The sequence below is a fragment of the Streptomyces sp. NPDC042346 genome (assembly GCF_055581845.1).
Genome location: NZ_JBVJEH010000003.1, coordinates 671,755 through 686,630 on the forward strand (window position 1 = coordinate 671,755; position 14,876 = coordinate 686,630).

At 72.2% G+C, this 14,876-nt stretch carries 16 protein-coding genes, 1 other RNA gene and 2 pseudogenes; 9 read left to right on the forward strand and 10 right to left on the reverse strand.

Going from position 1 to position 14,876, the window contains the following annotated elements:
* The first annotated feature begins 55 nt into the window (after nt 1-55).
* Nucleotides 56-877 carry a GNAT family N-acetyltransferase gene (locus ACZ6K0_RS16745; protein WP_469228539.1) on the forward strand — a complete coding sequence of 274 codons (822 nt, stop codon included), beginning with the start codon at nt 56-58 and terminating at the stop codon, nt 875-877.
* Here the strand turns inward: ACZ6K0_RS16745 and eda are convergent.
* On the reverse strand, nt 855-1,520 hold the full coding sequence (gene eda, locus ACZ6K0_RS16750; RefSeq protein ID WP_469228537.1) for a bifunctional 4-hydroxy-2-oxoglutarate aldolase/2-dehydro-3-deoxy-phosphogluconate aldolase: 666 nt from the start codon (nt 1,518-1,520) through the stop codon (nt 855-857). The two genes, ACZ6K0_RS16745 and eda, sit on opposite strands and share 23 nt — an antisense overlap.
* Before the next feature lie 63 nt (nt 1,521-1,583).
* Nucleotides 1,584-2,351 (reverse strand): peroxide stress protein YaaA, encoded by a 768-nt coding sequence (gene yaaA, locus ACZ6K0_RS16755; protein ID WP_469228536.1) that lies wholly within the window; start codon nt 2,349-2,351, stop codon nt 1,584-1,586.
* A 95-nt stretch (nt 2,352-2,446) separates the two neighbouring features.
* Here yaaA and ACZ6K0_RS16760 point away from each other — a divergent pair, with 95 nt between their 5' ends.
* Nucleotides 2,447-3,889 carry an RNB domain-containing ribonuclease gene (locus ACZ6K0_RS16760; RefSeq protein WP_376404764.1) on the forward strand — a complete coding sequence of 481 codons (1,443 nt, stop codon included), beginning with the start codon at nt 2,447-2,449 and terminating at the stop codon, nt 3,887-3,889.
* Here the strand turns inward: ACZ6K0_RS16760 and ACZ6K0_RS16765 are convergent.
* Nucleotides 3,834-4,688, reverse strand: coding sequence for a hypothetical protein (locus tag ACZ6K0_RS16765; protein WP_469228534.1), 855 nt, complete (start codon nt 4,686-4,688; stop codon nt 3,834-3,836). The two genes, ACZ6K0_RS16760 and ACZ6K0_RS16765, sit on opposite strands and share 56 nt — an antisense overlap.
* Nucleotides 4,685-5,434: a MerR family transcriptional regulator gene (locus tag ACZ6K0_RS16770; protein WP_376404760.1), complete on the reverse strand. Its 750-nt coding sequence runs from the start codon at nt 5,432-5,434 to the stop codon at nt 4,685-4,687. The genes ACZ6K0_RS16765 and ACZ6K0_RS16770 overlap by 4 nt, the downstream gene beginning before the upstream one ends.
* Nucleotides 5,435-5,568: 134 nt before the next feature.
* On the opposite strand from ACZ6K0_RS16770, the gene ACZ6K0_RS16775 reads away from it, so the two are divergent.
* Together ACZ6K0_RS16775 and rnpB are read left to right on the forward strand one after the other, a co-directional pair.
* On the forward strand, nt 5,569-6,147 hold the full coding sequence (locus ACZ6K0_RS16775; protein ID WP_376404758.1) for a Uma2 family endonuclease: 579 nt from the start codon (nt 5,569-5,571) through the stop codon (nt 6,145-6,147).
* A 30-nt stretch (nt 6,148-6,177) separates the two neighbouring features.
* Nucleotides 6,178-6,576, forward strand: an RNA gene (rnpB, locus tag ACZ6K0_RS16780) — RNase P RNA component class A.
* Nucleotides 6,577-6,701: 125 nt separating this feature from the next.
* Here rnpB and tgmC read toward each other — a convergent pair.
* The 5 genes and pseudogenes from tgmC to ACZ6K0_RS16805 all read right to left on the reverse strand — a co-directional run bounded on the left by tgmC (nt 6,702) and on the right by ACZ6K0_RS16805 (nt 9,476).
* Nucleotides 6,702-7,865 (reverse strand): ATP-grasp peptide maturase system methyltransferase, encoded by a 1,164-nt coding sequence (tgmC, locus tag ACZ6K0_RS16785; protein ID WP_469228532.1) that lies wholly within the window; start codon nt 7,863-7,865, stop codon nt 6,702-6,704.
* Nucleotides 7,862-8,760, reverse strand: a pseudogene (locus ACZ6K0_RS16790) (MvdC/MvdD family ATP grasp protein). Before ACZ6K0_RS16790 ends, tgmC begins: the two are co-directional and overlap by 4 nt.
* A 5-nt stretch (nt 8,761-8,765) precedes the next feature.
* Nucleotides 8,766-9,026, reverse strand: coding sequence for a putative ATP-grasp-modified RiPP (gene tgmA / locus ACZ6K0_RS16795; RefSeq protein WP_469228531.1), 261 nt, complete (start codon nt 9,024-9,026; stop codon nt 8,766-8,768).
* A gap of 79 nt (nt 9,027-9,105) precedes the next feature.
* The gene (locus ACZ6K0_RS16800; RefSeq protein WP_469228530.1) at nt 9,106-9,312 is read right to left on the reverse strand and encodes a hypothetical protein; all 207 of its coding nucleotides are present in this window, start codon (nt 9,310-9,312) and stop codon (nt 9,106-9,108) included.
* Nucleotides 9,309-9,476, reverse strand: a complete 168-nt coding sequence (locus ACZ6K0_RS16805; protein ID WP_469228528.1) for a hypothetical protein — start codon at nt 9,474-9,476, stop codon at nt 9,309-9,311. Before ACZ6K0_RS16805 ends, ACZ6K0_RS16800 begins: the two co-directional genes overlap by 4 nt.
* Nucleotides 9,477-9,657: 181 nt before the next feature.
* Between ACZ6K0_RS16805 and ACZ6K0_RS16810 the strand changes: the two are divergent.
* From ACZ6K0_RS16810 to ACZ6K0_RS16820, 3 genes and pseudogenes are all read left to right on the forward strand, one after another.
* Nucleotides 9,658-9,783: pseudogene (locus tag ACZ6K0_RS16810) on the forward strand (helix-turn-helix domain-containing protein); the annotation flags it as partial.
* Nucleotides 9,784-9,927: 144 nt separating this feature from the next.
* A complete protein-coding gene (locus ACZ6K0_RS16815) occupies nt 9,928-10,914 on the forward strand; it encodes a transcriptional regulator (protein WP_469228835.1) in 987 nt (328 codons plus the stop codon).
* Between the two features lie 16 nt (nt 10,915-10,930).
* Complete coding sequence (locus ACZ6K0_RS16820; protein ID WP_453327132.1) at nt 10,931-11,284, forward strand: hypothetical protein; 354 nt, start codon at nt 10,931-10,933, stop codon at nt 11,282-11,284.
* A gap of 253 nt (nt 11,285-11,537) precedes the next feature.
* On the opposite strand, the gene ACZ6K0_RS16825 is transcribed toward ACZ6K0_RS16820, so the two are convergent.
* Nucleotides 11,538-12,695 carry a serine hydrolase domain-containing protein gene (locus tag ACZ6K0_RS16825; protein WP_376404756.1) on the reverse strand — a complete coding sequence of 386 codons (1,158 nt, stop codon included), beginning with the start codon at nt 12,693-12,695 and terminating at the stop codon, nt 11,538-11,540.
* A gap of 169 nt (nt 12,696-12,864) precedes the next feature.
* Between ACZ6K0_RS16825 and ACZ6K0_RS16830 the strand changes: the two genes are divergently transcribed.
* Complete coding sequence (locus ACZ6K0_RS16830) at nt 12,865-14,151, forward strand: sensor histidine kinase (protein ID WP_376404754.1); 1,287 nt, start codon at nt 12,865-12,867, stop codon at nt 14,149-14,151.
* Nucleotides 14,148-14,822 (forward strand): response regulator, encoded by a 675-nt coding sequence (locus ACZ6K0_RS16835; protein WP_376404752.1) that lies wholly within the window; start codon nt 14,148-14,150, stop codon nt 14,820-14,822. The genes ACZ6K0_RS16830 and ACZ6K0_RS16835 overlap by 4 nt, the downstream gene beginning before the upstream one ends.
* The last annotated feature ends 54 nt before the right edge of the window (nt 14,823-14,876 follow it).

A 14,876-nucleotide genomic window follows, 5' to 3' on the forward strand; every position in this document is an offset into this window, starting at 1 on the left:
GGCGGGCGGTAAACGGCTGGACCCCGTCCCCGGGGGCGTACCACCATCACCGTTCATGACGTGGTACTTCACCGAGGACGCCGCCGCCTTCCGGGCCGCCGCGGCCGACCTGCTGGCCGCCGAGGCGGCCCGTAACACCGCCGTGCTCACCCTCATGGACTCCGCCGGGCGGCTCGGCTGGTGGGCCGAGCCGGACGGCCGGGTCACCGGGGTGCTCGCGGTGTCCCCGCCCCGCGAGCCCTCCTTCGGGACCGTGACGGTGGAGGCGGCCCGCGCCCTCGCCTTCCCCGCGGGCGAGGAGCCGACGACCGTACGGGGGGAGACGGCGGCCGTCGAGGCGTTCGCGGAGGCCAGCGGGCGCCCCTGGACTCCCATCGCCCGGATGCGGCTCTTCCGGCTCGGCGAGCTCGTCCCGCCGGACCCCGCCCCCGCCGGCCGCCCCCGGGTCGCATACGAGGCCGACATCCCGTTCGTCGCCGCCTGGGCGCGCGAGTTCGCCCGGGACATCGGGGAGGACGTCACGGGCAAGGACTTCACCGGGCACGTCACGGAACGGGTCGCCGACGGCCGTCTCGTCCTCTGGGAGACGCCCGACGGCCGCCCCGTGTCGATGGCGGCCGTCTCGCGCACGATCGAGGGCCAGGCCCGCGTCCACCTCGTCTACACCCCGCCCGCCGAGCGCGGACGCGGCTACGCGGCCGGTGCCACCGCGGCGGTCAGCCGGGCCGCGCGCGACGGCGGCACCGCGCAGGTCCTCCTCTTCACGGACCTCGCCAACCCCACCAGCAACGCCCTCTACCAGCGGCTCGGCTACCGCCCGGTGACCGACCACCTGGGGGTCGAGTTCACCGGCCTCACCCGCCGAGAGCGGTCCTGAGCCCCGCCGCGCCGCGCGCGAGGGCCTCGACCCGGGCCCAGTCGCGGGCCGCGAGGGCGTCGGGCGGCAGCATCCACGTACCGCCGACGCAGCCGACGTTCGGGAGGGACAGGTAGGCGGGGGCGGAGGCGAGGGAGATGCCGCCCGTCGGGCAGAACCGGGCCTGCGGGAGGGGGCCCGCGAGGGACTTCAGATACGGGACGCCGCCCGCCGCCTCGGCCGGGAAGAACTTCATGTCCCGCACCCCGCGCTCCAGCAGCGCCACGACCTCCGAGGTCGTCGAGACACCCGGCAGGAAGGGCACGCCCGACTCCCGCATCGCGTCGAGGAGCCGCTCGGTCCACCCCGGGCTCACCAGGAACCGGGCCCCGGCGCCGACCGCGTCCGCGACCCCGGCCGGGGAGACGACCGTGCCCGCGCCGACGACCGCCTCCGGCACCTCGGCCGCGATCGCCCGGACGGCGTCGAGCGCGGCGGGGGTGCGGAGGGTGACCTCGATCAGCGGCAGCCCGCCGGCGACGAGGGCGCGGGCGAGCGGGACGGCGTCGGCGGCGTCCTCGATCACCACGACGGGGACGACAGGGACGGAGGGGGCTCCCGACGGTTCCGGGGCAAGGTCGAACACGCTCGTCACGCTCGTCATGGGCCTCATCGTGCCCATGGCGAGCGTGACGCGCAACGAGCGTTGCGCAGGGTGCAACAGGAGCTAGTGGATCTCGTCCACCAGCACGTCGAGCGCCCCCGCCTTGCCGCCCTCCTCCACCACGTACTTCAGATCCCGCAGCGCCACGGCCAGCTCCTCCGGCGACCCCGGCTCCGCGCCCGCCTCCAGGAGGCTCCGGACGATCCGGCCCTTCGTCGCCTTGTTGAAGTGACTGACCACCTTCCGGGTCGGCGCGTGCAGCACCCGCACCGTCGCCGTCCGCGCCGCCACGTCGCCCTTCGGCTTCCACGCCGACGCGTACGCCGACGAGCGCAGGTCCAGGACGAGCCCGTCCCCGGCCGCCTCCGGCAGCACGGACGCCATCGCGCCCCGCCAGTGCGCGCCCAGCGCGCCGAGCCCCGGCAGCTTGACCCCCATCGAGCAGCGGTACGACGGAATCCGGTCCGTCACCTTCACCGCGCCCCACAGCCCCGAGAACACCAGCAGGGACCGCCCCGCGCGCTTCCGGGCGCCCGCGTCCAGCGTCGCCAGACCCAGCGCGTCGTACAGGACGCCCGTGTAGACCTCCCCGGCCGGGCGCGCGCCCGCCGTCCGCAGCTCGACGTTCTTCGCGACCTCGCCGCGCAGCCCCTCGCTCAGCCCGAGGACCTCCCGCGCCTTCTCCTCGTCGGCGGCGCACAGCTCGACCAGCTCGTCCAGGACCGCCGCCCGCGCCTCCGCGAGCCCCGGCAGGGACAGCGACTCCGGCTTGAGCGGCGCCCCGCGCCCCGAGGAGGCCTTGCCTTCGGAGGGCGGCAACAGCACGAGCACGGTGGTTCTCCTTCGTACGGACGGGGATGGGGGTGCGGCCCCGGCTGTCCAGCCTACAAAGTGCCGCGCCCCACCCCTCGCCATAGGCTCGACCCATGCCACGCCGCCACATCCACGTGACCGGCGCAGCCGAGGCTCCGCTGCGGGCCGCCCTGCGCGCACTCCGTACCGAGCTCGCGATCCCCGACGCCTTCCCGCCCGCCGTCCTCGCCGAGGCCGAGGCCGTCGCGAAGGCCCCCCGGCTCCCCGCGTACGACGCCACCGACCTGCCGTTCCTCACGATCGACCCGCCGACCTCCACCGACCTCGACCAGGCCATGCACCTGGCCCGCAGGGCCGACGGCGGCTACCGCGTCCACTACGCCATCGCCGACGTCGCCGCGTTCGTCGCACCCGGCTCCGCGCTCGACGCCGAGGCCCACCGGCGGGTCCTCACCCTCTACTTCCCCGACGGCAAGGTCCCCCTCCACCCCGCCGTCCTCTCCGAGGGCGCCGCCAGCCTCCTCCCCGGCGAGCCCCGCCCCGCCCTGCTCTGGCGGATCGACCTCGACGCCGAGGGGCGCAGGGTCGCCACCGACGTCCGCCGCGCCCTCGTCCGCAGCCGCGCCAAACTCGACTACGCGGGCGTGCAGCGGCAGATCGACTCCGGTACGGCCGAGGAACCCCTCGCCCTCCTCCGCGAGATCGGACGGCTCCGCGAAGCCCTCGAAGAGGAACGCGGCGGGATCTCCCTCAGCGTCCCCGAGCAGGAGATCGTCGAGACCGACCACACGTACTCCCTCGCCTACCGGGCGCCGCTCCCCGCCGACGGCTGGAACGCCCAGATCTCGCTGCTCACCGGCATGGCCGCCGCCGACCTCATGACCGCCGCCGGCACCGGCATCCTCCGCACGCTGCCCACGGCCCCCGACGGTGCGGTCGCCCGGCTGCGCCGCTCCGCGCGGGCCCTCGGCGTCGACTGGCCGCACCACGTCTCGTACGCGGACGTCGTCCGCTCCGCCGATCCCACGAACCCGCGCCACGCCGCCTTCCTCCAGGAGTGCACCACCCTCCTGCGCGGCGCCGGGTACACCGTCTTCACCGACGGTCACATCCCCACCCCGGCCGTGCACGCCGCCGTCGCCGACGAGTACACGCACTGCACCGCGCCGCTGCGCCGGCTCGTCGACCGGTACGCGGGCGAACTGTGCGTGGCGGCGGTGGCGGGGAACGAACCGCCCGAGTGGGTACGGGCCGCCCTGCCCGGGCTCCCCGACGAGATGGCCACCGGCTCGCGCCGCGCCAACACCGTCGAGCGCGAGAGCGTCGACATCGTCGAGGCGGCGCTCCTGAGCGAGCGGATCGGCGAGGTCTTCGACGCGTACGTGATCGACGTGAAGGAACGCGAACCGGCCGTCGGCACCGTCCACCTGGAGGACCCGGCGGTCGTCGCCCGGATCGCGGGCGGCACGTCCCACCTGCCGCTGGGGGAGTGGCTGCGGGTCAGACTCGCGGAGGCGGACCCGGGGTCGGCGAAGGTGCTGTTCGCGCCCGTGTGAGCGCGTCGGCCAGCGCCTTCGGGTCGTCGGCGTGGACCCGGACGATCCGTACGGGCCGGGGCGCGCCGAGCAGCCGCGGCGCGTCGACCGGCTCCGTCAGCTCGATGGTGACGGAGGTCTGCGAGCCGACGGCGAGGTTCAGCTCGCCCTCGGTCTTCTCGTGCGAGAACAGCGACTCGCGCCGGACGGCGGCGATCAGGCCGAGCGGTACGGGTACGTCGACGTGCGCGGCCTGCCGCAGCCGCAGGACGTCGCCGGTCAGGACGTGCGGGCGGGTCGCCGAGGCGGCGTGCAGCCCCAGCACGAAGAGCACGGTGTACACGTCGAGGACGAGGACGACCGCGTGGACGACGGGCCAGTCGGCGAGCAGGTACGACATGCCGACCGTCTCGACGAGGCAGACGAACGCGAAGCCGTACATCAGCGCGGCCTGGTCACGGGCGTGCGGGAAGACCCCGTCCGCGCCGGCGACCCCGTGCGGCCGGCGCGCGACCCACCGCACCAGGCTCGTCATCAGCCGCAGCTCGTGCCCGACGAGCCGCAGCACGGGCTCGGGCACGAGCTCCGCCACGGCCTCCCGGGCCGACAGCCCGCGCCGCCGCAGCCGGAGGAAGAGAAGCACCTCGCCGACGACGAGCGCCACGACCACGAGTTCGGCGGCGGCGAGGACGGCCCCCGGGATCCGCACCCCGGCGACCAGACACACGGCGAGGACGAGCTCGGCGGGCAGCGCGGTGTACGCGACGAGCCGCAGGCCCCGGAGGAGCCCCGTCTCGACGCCCCGGAGGCGGCCGGTCATCGGTTCCCCTCCTGTCGCTCCCGCACCAAGGACATCGCCAGGCGGACGGCGGCGGACTGGGCGGGGGCGAGGTCGCCGAGGAAGGCGTCCGCGAGCGCGCCCGCCCCCTCGGCCGGCAGCTCCACGCCCGCCTCGTCCGGCAGACAGTCGGCGAGCACCCGGGCGGCCTCGGCCACCCGGGGGTCGTCGGGCTCCGCCCCGGCGAGGGCGTCGAGCCGCGCGTACACCTCGTGCGCGTACTCCGCGGTCCCGTGCAGCAGGCCCATCAGCCTGGCCCGGTCCTCCTCCGGGACGACGGTGTCGAGCAGGGCGAGGATCTCGCGGTCCTTCGCCGCCATGGGCGAGTCGGACACCGGGCCGAGCCCCGCCAGCAGCTCGCCGAGCTCCGCCGACACGGGCCCCTCGGCGGGCAGCAGCCCGCCCCGCGCCCGGTCGAGCAGCGCGGCGAGCCGCTCCCGCCGCTCCCGGATGACCGCCTCCTGCCGGGCGAGGTCCTCCTCCAGCTCCCGGAGCACCTCCACCAGCCCGCGCCCCTCGTCGTCCGCGAGCACCCCGCGCACCTCGTCGAGCCCCAGCCCCAGCTCGGTCAGCCGCCGGATCCGGGCGAGCAGCACGGCATCCCGGATCCCGTACTCCCGGTACCCGTTGCCCCGCCGCGGGGGCTCGGGCAGCAGCCCCGACTGGTGGTAGTGCCGCACGGCCCGCGGGGTGACCCCGACGAGCGCGGCGATCTCGCCGATACGCATGGCCCCCAGTAGAAACCCTGACGCTGCGACAAGGTCAAGCGTGCTCCGGTACGGCTCGTCGATCATGTGCCACGATCGAGGGAACGACCCCGATCACAGGGACGGCGGGTGCCTCGATGTCCGACGATCACGACATGACTGCCATGCCGCACGAACCGCTCACGCAGGCGGAGTTCCTGCTGGAGGGCTTCCTGGCGCTGGGGACGCCGGAGGGCTTCCGCGCGGAACTGATCGAGGGGGAGATCGTCGTGACACCGCCGCCGGACGGGGAGCACGAGGACTACATCGCACTGATCGTGGAGCAGGTGTACGGGCGCTCCCGGCAGCGGATGCAATTCTCCGGGAACAAGGGGCTGACGCTGAAGGACGTGCCCGACAGTCCGCGGGACCATGTCATCCCGGACGGCACCTTCGCGCCGCGAGAGCTGCGCCTGTACCGGGCCGCCGACTCGTGGATGCCCTGCGAGGGAGTCGCCATGGTGCTCGAGGTCACTTCGACGCGTCCGCAGGCGGACCGTGAGACCAAACGTCGCTGCTACGCCCGGGGAGGTATCCCGCTCTACCTTCTGGTGGACCGGGACACCGGATGTCTGACCCTCTTCAGGGAGCCTGAAGGCGGCGACTACCAGGAGTCGCACATGGTGGCCTTCGGCAAGCGGCTGCCGCTCCCCGAGCCCTTCGGCTTCGATCTGGAGACGGCCGACTTCCTGTGAAACGGCGGGTAGCATGGTCGGCACGGCAGACGAGCCGGGCGGACGGCCGCGTGGAGATCCTCGGATCTTCCCGAGGAACGTCCGGGCTCCACAGAGCAGGGTGGTGGCTAACGGCCACCCGGGGTGACCCGCGGGACAGTGCCACAGAAAACAGACCGCCGGGGGCTTCGGCCCTCGGTAAGGGTGAAACGGTGGTGTAAGAGACCACCAGCGCCTGAGGTGACTCAGGCGGCTAGGTAAACCCCACTCGGAGCAAGGTCAAGAGGGGACACCCCGGTGTCCCTGCGCGGATGTTCGAGGGCTGCTCGCCCGAGTCCGCGGGTAGACCGCAGGAGGCCGGCGGCAACGCCGGTCCTAGATGGATGGCCGTCGCCCCGACGACCGCGAGGTCCCGGGGCACAGAACCCGGCGTACAGCCCGACTCGTCTGCCCCACAGGCCCCTGAGCTGCGACATCGCAGGTCAGGGGCCTTTTCTCGTGGAATCGCGGGCGTCGCCTCACCCCGTCCCGTGACTGGGAGAGCGGTTCGTCGTCGATGTCCGGAGCGTAGTGGGTCAGGTGATCCGGTGCTCCCAGCGCAGGGAGGGGGCCTGGTCGATCCAGTACCGATGGGACGCGGGCGTCACGCGGAGGCATACGGAGTCGATCTCCGGCGCCCCGGCGTCCTGCCAGGCGACGAGGGAACGTTCCACGTCGTCCCACAGGGCCACCGGACCGCCTTGGCGGACGGTCCAGTTCTCGCCGTCGACGAGGAACTCGGCGAACGACTCCCTCTCCGGATCGAACAGGTACCGCAAGGGCGAGCCGTCGCCGCCCGTCGCGCGGACGAACTGAGCGCCGGGCGCCGCCAACTGCGCAAGGAAGGCGGGTATCCACTCCTCCAGGACGAGAGGAGACACCTGAGTGCGTCGCTCGCTGTCCGTGTACGCGGTCCGGGCGGAGAGATCGCCGGCCACGGGGGCCACTGCCTGGGCTCGCGCCTGCATGAAGGAGGAGCGCCCGACGATCGAGCCCTCGGCGGTGCCGTCACCGCCGACGGTCAGCTTCGCGAGGCCGGTTCCCCATGGCCACGAGCCGACCGTGCCGAGGACAACGCCTCCGGGCCTCGTCTGCCTGATCCAGGCGTACGGGATGCGGCGGACCGCGCAGGTGGCGATGACGCGGTCGTACGGTGCCCGGTAAGGGTGGCCGAGGAGGCCGTCGCCCGCCACCGTCCACGTCGAGAAGCCGACGGCTTCGAGAGCCGCATCGGCGCGTGCGGCCACCTGTGCATCGACTTCGACCGTGGTGACGTTGTCCTCGCCGAGGTAGTGGCACATCAGGGCCGAGGAGTAGCCGGTTCCTGTGCCGATCTCCAGGACTCGGCGGCCCGTCGTGAGGTCCAGGGTCTCGATCATGCCGACGACGGTGGCCGGGTCGGTCGAGGAGGAGGTGGGCACGCCCACGACGGGTTCGCCGGCCTGGTCGGCGGTGAGGTGGCCGTCGAGCTGGGTGGTGAGGGTGTCGATGCTGTACGCGATCTTCAGCCACTCGTCCGGGTCCGTGCCTGCGGCGGTGACGGGCCGCCAGGTCCGCCCCTCGTCCAGGAACACTCCCGGGTGGAGGAACCGCTCGCGGGAGACGGTCTCGACGGCTGCACGCAGCCAGGGGGACTTCAGGACGCCTTCGTTCGCGAGCACGGACGCCATGCGGCGTCGCGCGGATGCCGGGTCGGTCATCGGCGGTCTCCTTGTGCGAGTAGGTCGGCGAAGGCGGCGGACATCGGGAGGCCGGTCTCGGTCTCCAGCCATCCCCACTGGCCATTGGGATTCAGTTCCAGCCACCAGTAGTCCCCCGCCCGGTCGACCGCGAGGTCGAAGCTTCCCGACACCAGATCCACTCGGTCCAGGTAGGCGTGCAGCGCCTGGTCCACCCGGTCGGGTAGGTGCTCCACGGTGTAGGTCAGGGCGCTGTAGTCCTTGCGCCAGTCCAGGAGATCGGAGTCGATGCGTACGGCGAACGTATGCCGGCCTACGAGCAGTGCGCGAACGTCGGCGACCTTGTCCACGCGGGCCTGGAACAAGTGGGGCGCGACCCGAACGCTGTCGTCGATCTCGTCGGGGGTGACAGGGGCAGCCCATCCCGTCACCGGCACGCTGTCACGCGTGTAGGGGGTCCATCGCAGCGTCTTGAAGATCGTCTGCCTCTGAGCCCGGACGAACTCGCGGGCCTCGTCCGGGTCGTTGGTGACAAGGGTGGGAGGGATGGTGAAGCCGAGTTGCTGGGCGAGAACGAGCTGCGCGGGTTTGTAGTCGGCTGCGGCAACGCGCAGAGGGTGGTTGACCCAGAGCGGGCCGCCCAGGGCGTAGAGGGTGCCGCCGAGTGCCATTCCGGGCGGCGCCAGTACACCGACCGGACCTGGGATACATCAGCGGTTCTCGACGGGGTGCGCACCTGCCCGATCACCGGGGCCGGGCAGGTGCCGAACCGAGCCGAGACCGTGAGGTCCTCGCCGATGTCGGCGGGGTTGAACCGGACCACCGGCACATCGCGCCGGTTGAGTCCGGTGATCACCATGTCGGCGGTGATGTCGTCCGCCTCGGTGGCCACCAGAACCGGCCTCTCCTCGGTCATGGCCATCAGTCCTGAGTGCTGTCCTGATCGTGACCCTGGTCGTTCCGGGAGTCCGAGTTCGTCGTCGTGGAGGTCTCGGTACCGGAGCTGGTGCCGTGCTTGCCCATCTCGACCACCTGCCCGATGCGGTCGCGGAACACCCCGAGCTGCGTCGTGGGGTCGATGGCGACCGTGGCGTAGGGTCGGCGGATGACCGTCGGGTAGGGCGCGAGTCGACCCGCACCCCACGGCCGCGTGGGGGAGGGGAGTGCGACAGAGGCGGTCATGAGACTCCTTGGCTTGAATGGTGTGGTGCGGGAATCCGCCTGCGCCAAGGGGCGCGGACGGCGATTTGCGGGCCGCGACTCAGGAGCGAGCGGCCTGGATGTTGTCGGCTGCTGCCGTCCACTCGACTCCGGACGCGGGCCGGATGTGCGCGATGCGGACCGTGCCGTGGCTGTGGAGCTCGTGTGTGACGGCGACGAGCACACCCTCCCCACGCGAGGCGATGTCACGGACTTGCGTGTCCAGGAGCGGGTGGTGCTCGTAGCCGTCGGAACTGACCGGGTTCACTCCTCCGGCTCCTGCCGGGCCTCGATGCGGCGCATGAATCTCTCCCAACCGCCGGCCGCCCGTACCCGCAGAGCCCGGCTCGGCGCACCCGGCCGGGGCTCCGGCGGCGTGTACGTACGGCCACTGGCGCCAGGGTTCCTGCGGGGCAGTCCGGAGGTTGTCACGCGGTCGCTCCTCTCCGTGGGGGCACCCGGAGGGTCCTTCGACCTCCGAGTGGCGTGTGACCAGTGAACGACGATCCGTTACCTTCTCCCAGAGCGGACGTCGCGCAATACCCGGGCGTTTTCCAGGCGTTGGCGCATGGCGGGTATGAGTGCGTGAAAGGGTTCTCGTGAGGGGAGACCTATGACGTCGAGGCGTAAGCACTTTGCGGAACGGCGCGCGGCCCGGGGGTACTCTCAGGAGGAATTCGCAGAAGCGCTCTCGGTGGCCGCGTCCACCGTGGTCCGTTGGGAAAGTGGTCGTGCCACCCCGCGTCCTCACCAACGGCCGAAGATCGCAGAGCTGTTGGGAGTGAACCTCCCCGAGCTGGGAGCCCTTCTCTCCGACGAACAGCCAGCCGAAACAGCCGGGCTCTCCGCTGCTCGACCCCTCCTCCATGGTGATGATGACGACATGAAGCGCCGCGAAGTCCTGGGTCTGCTCGCCGTTACGGGTGCGCTGGTCGCTCTTCCCGATTCCGGTGAGGCCGCCCGAGGGCGGGCAGCATCGACGCTCTTGGAGACGGGGGACGCCCTGCATCGCAGCCTCTGGCAGGTCTACGCGCTATCGGATGCCAAGCAGGTCGTCTTCCCTGCGGTGCGCGCACAGCTCCATGTGATGGCGAAGGGACTGACCGAGACCCGTACTGCTGTGGATCGGTCCCGACTGTGTCGGATGACGGCCGACCTCTACCAGCTCGTCGGCGAGCTGTTCTTCGACGCCAACCGGTACACCGACGCCGCGCAGTGCTACACATTGGCCGCCAACGCGGCCTACGCCGGTGGCGACCACGACCTGTGGGCCTGTGCCATGACCCGCCACGCGTACGTCGAGCTGTACGCGCGCCGCGCGCACGCTGCCCAACCCCTGCTCGCGGCAGCTTTCCGCATCGCCCGAAGGGGCGACGACACTCTGTCCACCCGTCACTGGGTCGCGGCCGTCCAGGCGCAGGCGTATGCGGCCGTGGGCGATCTTGACGCGTGCAACCGGGCTCTGGACGAAGCTGAGAAAGTGCACGCCCTCGAAGGCGCTCACTCCCACAACGGCGGCTGGCTCCGCTTCGACGGCTCCCGCCTGGCAGAGGAGAGAGGGGCCTGCTACCTCCAACTGGGCCGACCTGATCTCGCCGAGGAAGCGCTCACCGCAGCCCTTGCCCAGCCTCTGTCCCTGCGTCGCCGCGCTGCTGTTCTGAGCGACCTCGCCGTGCTCGGGGCGCACAGGCGGGACATCGACCAGGTCGTGCACTACGCGGAGCAAGCACTCGGACTGGCCGACCGGTCGAATTCGGGATTCGTCGGCAAGAAGCTGGACGGGCTTCGGGGGCGTCTTGCCCCGCTCATGTCCGATGACCGAGTCTCGACTCTTGATCACCGAATCGCGGCGCTTCCGCGCACCGCATGACGAGAGGGACACGCGCATGAATGACGGCCGGATCTTCCGCGAGGCGTGGATCGACGGTGTGAACAAGCACTATCCCGGCGAGCCGAAGCCCGGCTACGTCACGCCGTGGGACGAGACGCCCGCGTGGGAGCGCGAAGCCGCCACCGCCGTGTACGGGCAGGTGCGCGACTTCATCGAGGTCAGCGGCGGGCACGCGGCCCGGCTCACCCGCGAGCAGAAGGGCCGATTTGTCGCGATCTGCTGGACCGCCCAGATGTTCAGGCACTTCGAAGACCCGAAGCCCGGATATGTTGCCGACTGGTCCGACCTGCCGGTCTGGCAGCGGGAGACGGACGCGGACATCTTCGAACGCATCGAGAGGACCGTCTGATCTCGGGAGCGACGACGTCCCCGTCCGGGCCGATCCGGGCGGGGGCCTCCTGTTACGTAGCCATCGACGTAGCCACGGAAGCACCACCCCTGCACGCTTGTGCAGTTCATAGCGTTGCGGTGACTATCCCCGGCGTACAGCCCGACTCGTCTGTCGGCCCACGTGGGGAGGGCCCCTGATCAGGTTGATGCCTGGTCAGGGGCCCTTCTCGTGTGTCGGCCGCCGGCGAGCCGATCCCCGGCGCGAGGCGGCGTCAGCGGCGGCAGAGGGCCGTGTCCACGACGGTTTCGACGCGCCTCGTGCCCGAGATGTCGGCCGGGATGCTCGTCACCGCGATGTTCGCGGCGTAGCCGTCGTCGGTCGCTCCACCTCGGGTCTCGTATCCCACGATGTCGCCGCCGTGGCCCCAGTAGACGCCGCCGCACGACAGTTTCCTGCTCATGAGGCCCAGGCCGTAGTGGGCGCCGGTGTCGCCGACCGGGACGGTGGTGCGCATCTGGGCGAGCTGGGCGGCCGGGAGGAGGTCGCCGTCGAGGAGCGCGGTGAAGAAGCGGTTGAGGTCGGAGTTGGTGGAGATCATCTGGCCCGCCGCCCAGCCTGCCGACGGGTCGATCTCGGTGTACTCGCGCAGCGGCTCGCCCGCCGGCATCACGCGGTAGCCCTTCGGGTGGGGTTCCCTGATGGTCCTGTCGCCGGGGGCGGGGAAGTAGGTGTGGCGCAGCCCGATGTGCTGGACGACGCGCCGGTCGATCTCCTCGGCGAGGGGGCGGCCGGTGACCTTCTGGACGATGAGGCCGGCCAGGACGTAGTTCGTGTTGCTGTAGCTCCACTTCGTCCCGGGCCGGAACTCGGCCTTGTGCTTGAGGGCGATGTCGACGAGGTCGCGAGGCTCGAAGTACCGGTACGCGATCTCGTCGTCGCTGATCCGGTCCCCGTACTCGGGAAGCCCGCTGGTGTGCTGCAGGAGCTGACGGACGGTGATGCGGCGGCCGTCGTTGCCCTTCCCGCGTACGAGGCCCGGGAGGTAGGTGTCGACGGAGGCGTCGAGGGCGATCTTCCCCTCGCCGACCAGTTGCAGCACGACGACCGCGACGAACGTCTTGGTGTTGCTGCCCATCCGCACCTGGCCGTCCCTCGGCACCTTCGCACCGGTGGCCAGGTCGCCGACGCCCGCGGTGTAGGTACGGGTGCGGCCGTCAGGGCCCTGGACGGTCGCCAGCGCGGCGGGTCGGCCGTCGCGCACCAGTTCGTTCAGGCCCTGCTGGACGGTGTCCGGCCGGGCGGCGGATGCCGTGGCCGGAGCCAGGGCGCCCGTGGTCATGACGGCGACGGCCACCGCGGCCGCGGCCGCCAGCACTCCGCGGCGCCGCGTCGTGGAGGTACGGGGCCCGTGCCAGGTCTGCTCACGCATGAGTCAACTCCAGGGGAATCGTGGGGTGCTGTCGGCTGAGCCGCCCGTCGACCGGGCAGGGCACGATCATGGATTCCGGGGCTCCGGCGCACATCGCGGGAAAGCGGGAGAGCGTGCTCCCCCGATCGGGGGAGGCCGCGCGTGAGCCGCCCGTGGATACTGGCCGATCATGATCAAGGGACTTCGGCCGCTGCTGCGCCGCTCCACGTACTCGGGTGCGCTGTTCGCCTACGGCGCCGTCCTGGCGAGCCTTCCCCTTCTCTCCTTCGCGCTGCTGCCGGCGCTGGCGTGGCGCTCGGCTCCCGAGGGCGTGCAGATCGTCGTGGTCCTGCTCGGCTGGGCGGCACTGATCGGCCTGGTCGGTCTCGCGCGCACCACGCGGCGGGTGCTGGTCGTGTCCGCCCGCCGGCTGCTGAGGGTGTCGTTGCCCGATCCCGTCGCCGTACGTACGCCCACGAGCCGGCCCGGCGACGGGACGGCTGCCGCTGCCGCCGTGCCGTCCCGCGTCGACCGCTGGCGGACTCCTCTCTGGCTGCTGCTGCACGTGGCGCTCGGATGGACGGGAGCACTGGCGAGCGGCGTGCTGCTCTTCGCGGGCCTGACCCTTCCGGGGGGTTGGCTCGACGCCGAGGTGGGGCTGAGCCTGTTCGGCCGGACGGTACGTGTGGAGGGCGGCTGGCAGAGCTGGGCGGTCGCGCTCGGCTGCCTGCTGCTCGCGGCGAGCGTGTGCGTGGTGGTGACGAAGGCCCTGCGCTGGTCGGCGCCCCGGCTGCTCGGGCCGTCCTCGGCCGAGCGGCTCGCGCTGGCGGCCGAGCGGGAACTGCGGCTGGCCGAACGCAACCGACTGGCCCACGAACTGCACGACTCGATCGGGCACACGCTCACGACGACCACGATCCAGGCGGCGGTGGCGGGCGAGGCGCTCTCCGCCGACCCGGTGGCGGCGCGGGCCGCCCTGCGCAGCATCGAGGAGTCGTCCCGGGCCGCGCTGGAGGACCTGGACTACGTCCTCGGCGTCCTGCGCGAACGAGAGGCCGAGACGGCGCCGACCCGCACCCTGGCCGATCTGCCCGAGCTGCTCGACCGGTTGCGGCACACGGGCGCGGTGGTGGAGCTGGAGCTGTCGGGGGACCCGGCGCAGGTGCGGGGGACGCTCTCCCGCGCGGCCTACCGGATCCTTCAGGAGGGGCTGACGAACGCGATGCGGCACGGAGCGGGCGGTCCGATCGAGGTCCGCGTGGCGGCCGCGCCGGACCGGCTGGAGCTCGGTGTGGTCAACCGGACCGGGGACGGGCCGCGTACGAGCACGGGGCCGGGCGCCTTCCCCACGTCCGGGCACGGCCTGCCCGGCCTCGCCGAGCGCGTGCGACTGCTGCACGGCGAGATCGACGCGGGCCCGGACGGGCCGCGGCACTGGCGGTTGGCCGTCCGGCTCCCCGTACGGTTGTCGCCATGACCGGCACCGGCAGCACACCCGTCACCCTCCTGATCGCGGACGACGACGAGGTGACCCGCAGCGGTCTGCGCACCTTGCTCGCGGCACAGCCGGGGCTCGCGGTGGTCGGCGAGGCCGCCGACGGCGTCGAGGCGGTCGAACAGGCACGGCGGCTGCGTCCGGACGTGGTCCTGATGGACGTACGGATGCCGCGCCGCAACGGGATCGAGGCCACCCGGCACCTCCTCGCCGGGTCGGCCGAACCGCCGAAGGTCGTGGTGATCACCACTTTCGAGAACGACGACCACGTCACCGCCGCGCTCAGCGCGGGCGCCAGCGGGTTCGTGCTGAAGCGGCTTCCGGTCCGGCAGATCGCGGAGGCGGTGCGGGTGGTGGCGGCGGGGGAGGCGATCCTCTTCCCGGCGACCCTGCGCCGGATGGTCGCACCCCGACCGCTGCACTCCGCCGAGGCCCTGCCGAGGGCGGCGCTGACGGGGCGGGAGGAGGAGGTGCTGCGGCTGATGGCCACCGGCCTGTCCAACCCGGAGATCGCGGAGTCGCTCACGGTGAGCCTGGAGACGGTGAAGACGCACGTCGGGAACGTGCTGACCAAGCTCGGTGCACAGAACCGGACCCACGCGGTGGTGATCGCGTACGAATCCGGCCTGGTGGTCCCGGGGTTCGCCGGCTGAGCCCCGGAACGTCGTCGGGACTCGTACCGGAGCCGCCCCTCTGATTCCCCACCC

Bases quoted from the DNA above. Each gene is read 5' to 3' on its own strand.
- ACZ6K0_RS16745 (WP_469228539.1), top strand. From the start codon at position 56: ATGACGTGGTACTTCACCGAGGACGCCGCCGCCTTCCGGGCCGCCGCG.
- tgmC (WP_469228532.1), bottom strand. From the start codon at position 7,865: ATGACCGACCCGGCATCCGCGCGACGCCGCATGGCGTCCGTGCTCGCG.
- ACZ6K0_RS16765 (WP_469228534.1), bottom strand. From the start codon at position 4,688: ATGACCGGCCGCCTCCGGGGCGTCGAGACGGGGCTCCTCCGGGGCCTG.
- ACZ6K0_RS16775 (WP_376404758.1), top strand. From the start codon at position 5,569: ATGACTGCCATGCCGCACGAACCGCTCACGCAGGCGGAGTTCCTGCTG.
- ACZ6K0_RS16830 (WP_376404754.1), top strand. From the start codon at position 12,865: ATGATCAAGGGACTTCGGCCGCTGCTGCGCCGCTCCACGTACTCGGGT.
- ACZ6K0_RS16820 (WP_453327132.1), top strand. From the start codon at position 10,931: ATGAATGACGGCCGGATCTTCCGCGAGGCGTGGATCGACGGTGTGAAC.
- tgmA (WP_469228531.1), bottom strand. From the start codon at position 9,026: ATGACCGCCTCTGTCGCACTCCCCTCCCCCACGCGGCCGTGGGGTGCG.
- ACZ6K0_RS16770 (WP_376404760.1), bottom strand. From the start codon at position 5,434: ATGCGTATCGGCGAGATCGCCGCGCTCGTCGGGGTCACCCCGCGGGCC.
- ACZ6K0_RS16760 (WP_376404764.1), top strand. From the start codon at position 2,447: ATGCCACGCCGCCACATCCACGTGACCGGCGCAGCCGAGGCTCCGCTG.
- eda (WP_469228537.1), bottom strand. From the start codon at position 1,520: ATGACGAGCGTGACGAGCGTGTTCGACCTTGCCCCGGAACCGTCGGGA.
- ACZ6K0_RS16815 (WP_469228835.1), top strand. From the start codon at position 9,928: ATGAAGCGCCGCGAAGTCCTGGGTCTGCTCGCCGTTACGGGTGCGCTG.
- ACZ6K0_RS16825 (WP_376404756.1), bottom strand. From the start codon at position 12,695: ATGCGTGAGCAGACCTGGCACGGGCCCCGTACCTCCACGACGCGGCGC.
- ACZ6K0_RS16835 (WP_376404752.1), top strand. From the start codon at position 14,148: ATGACCGGCACCGGCAGCACACCCGTCACCCTCCTGATCGCGGACGAC.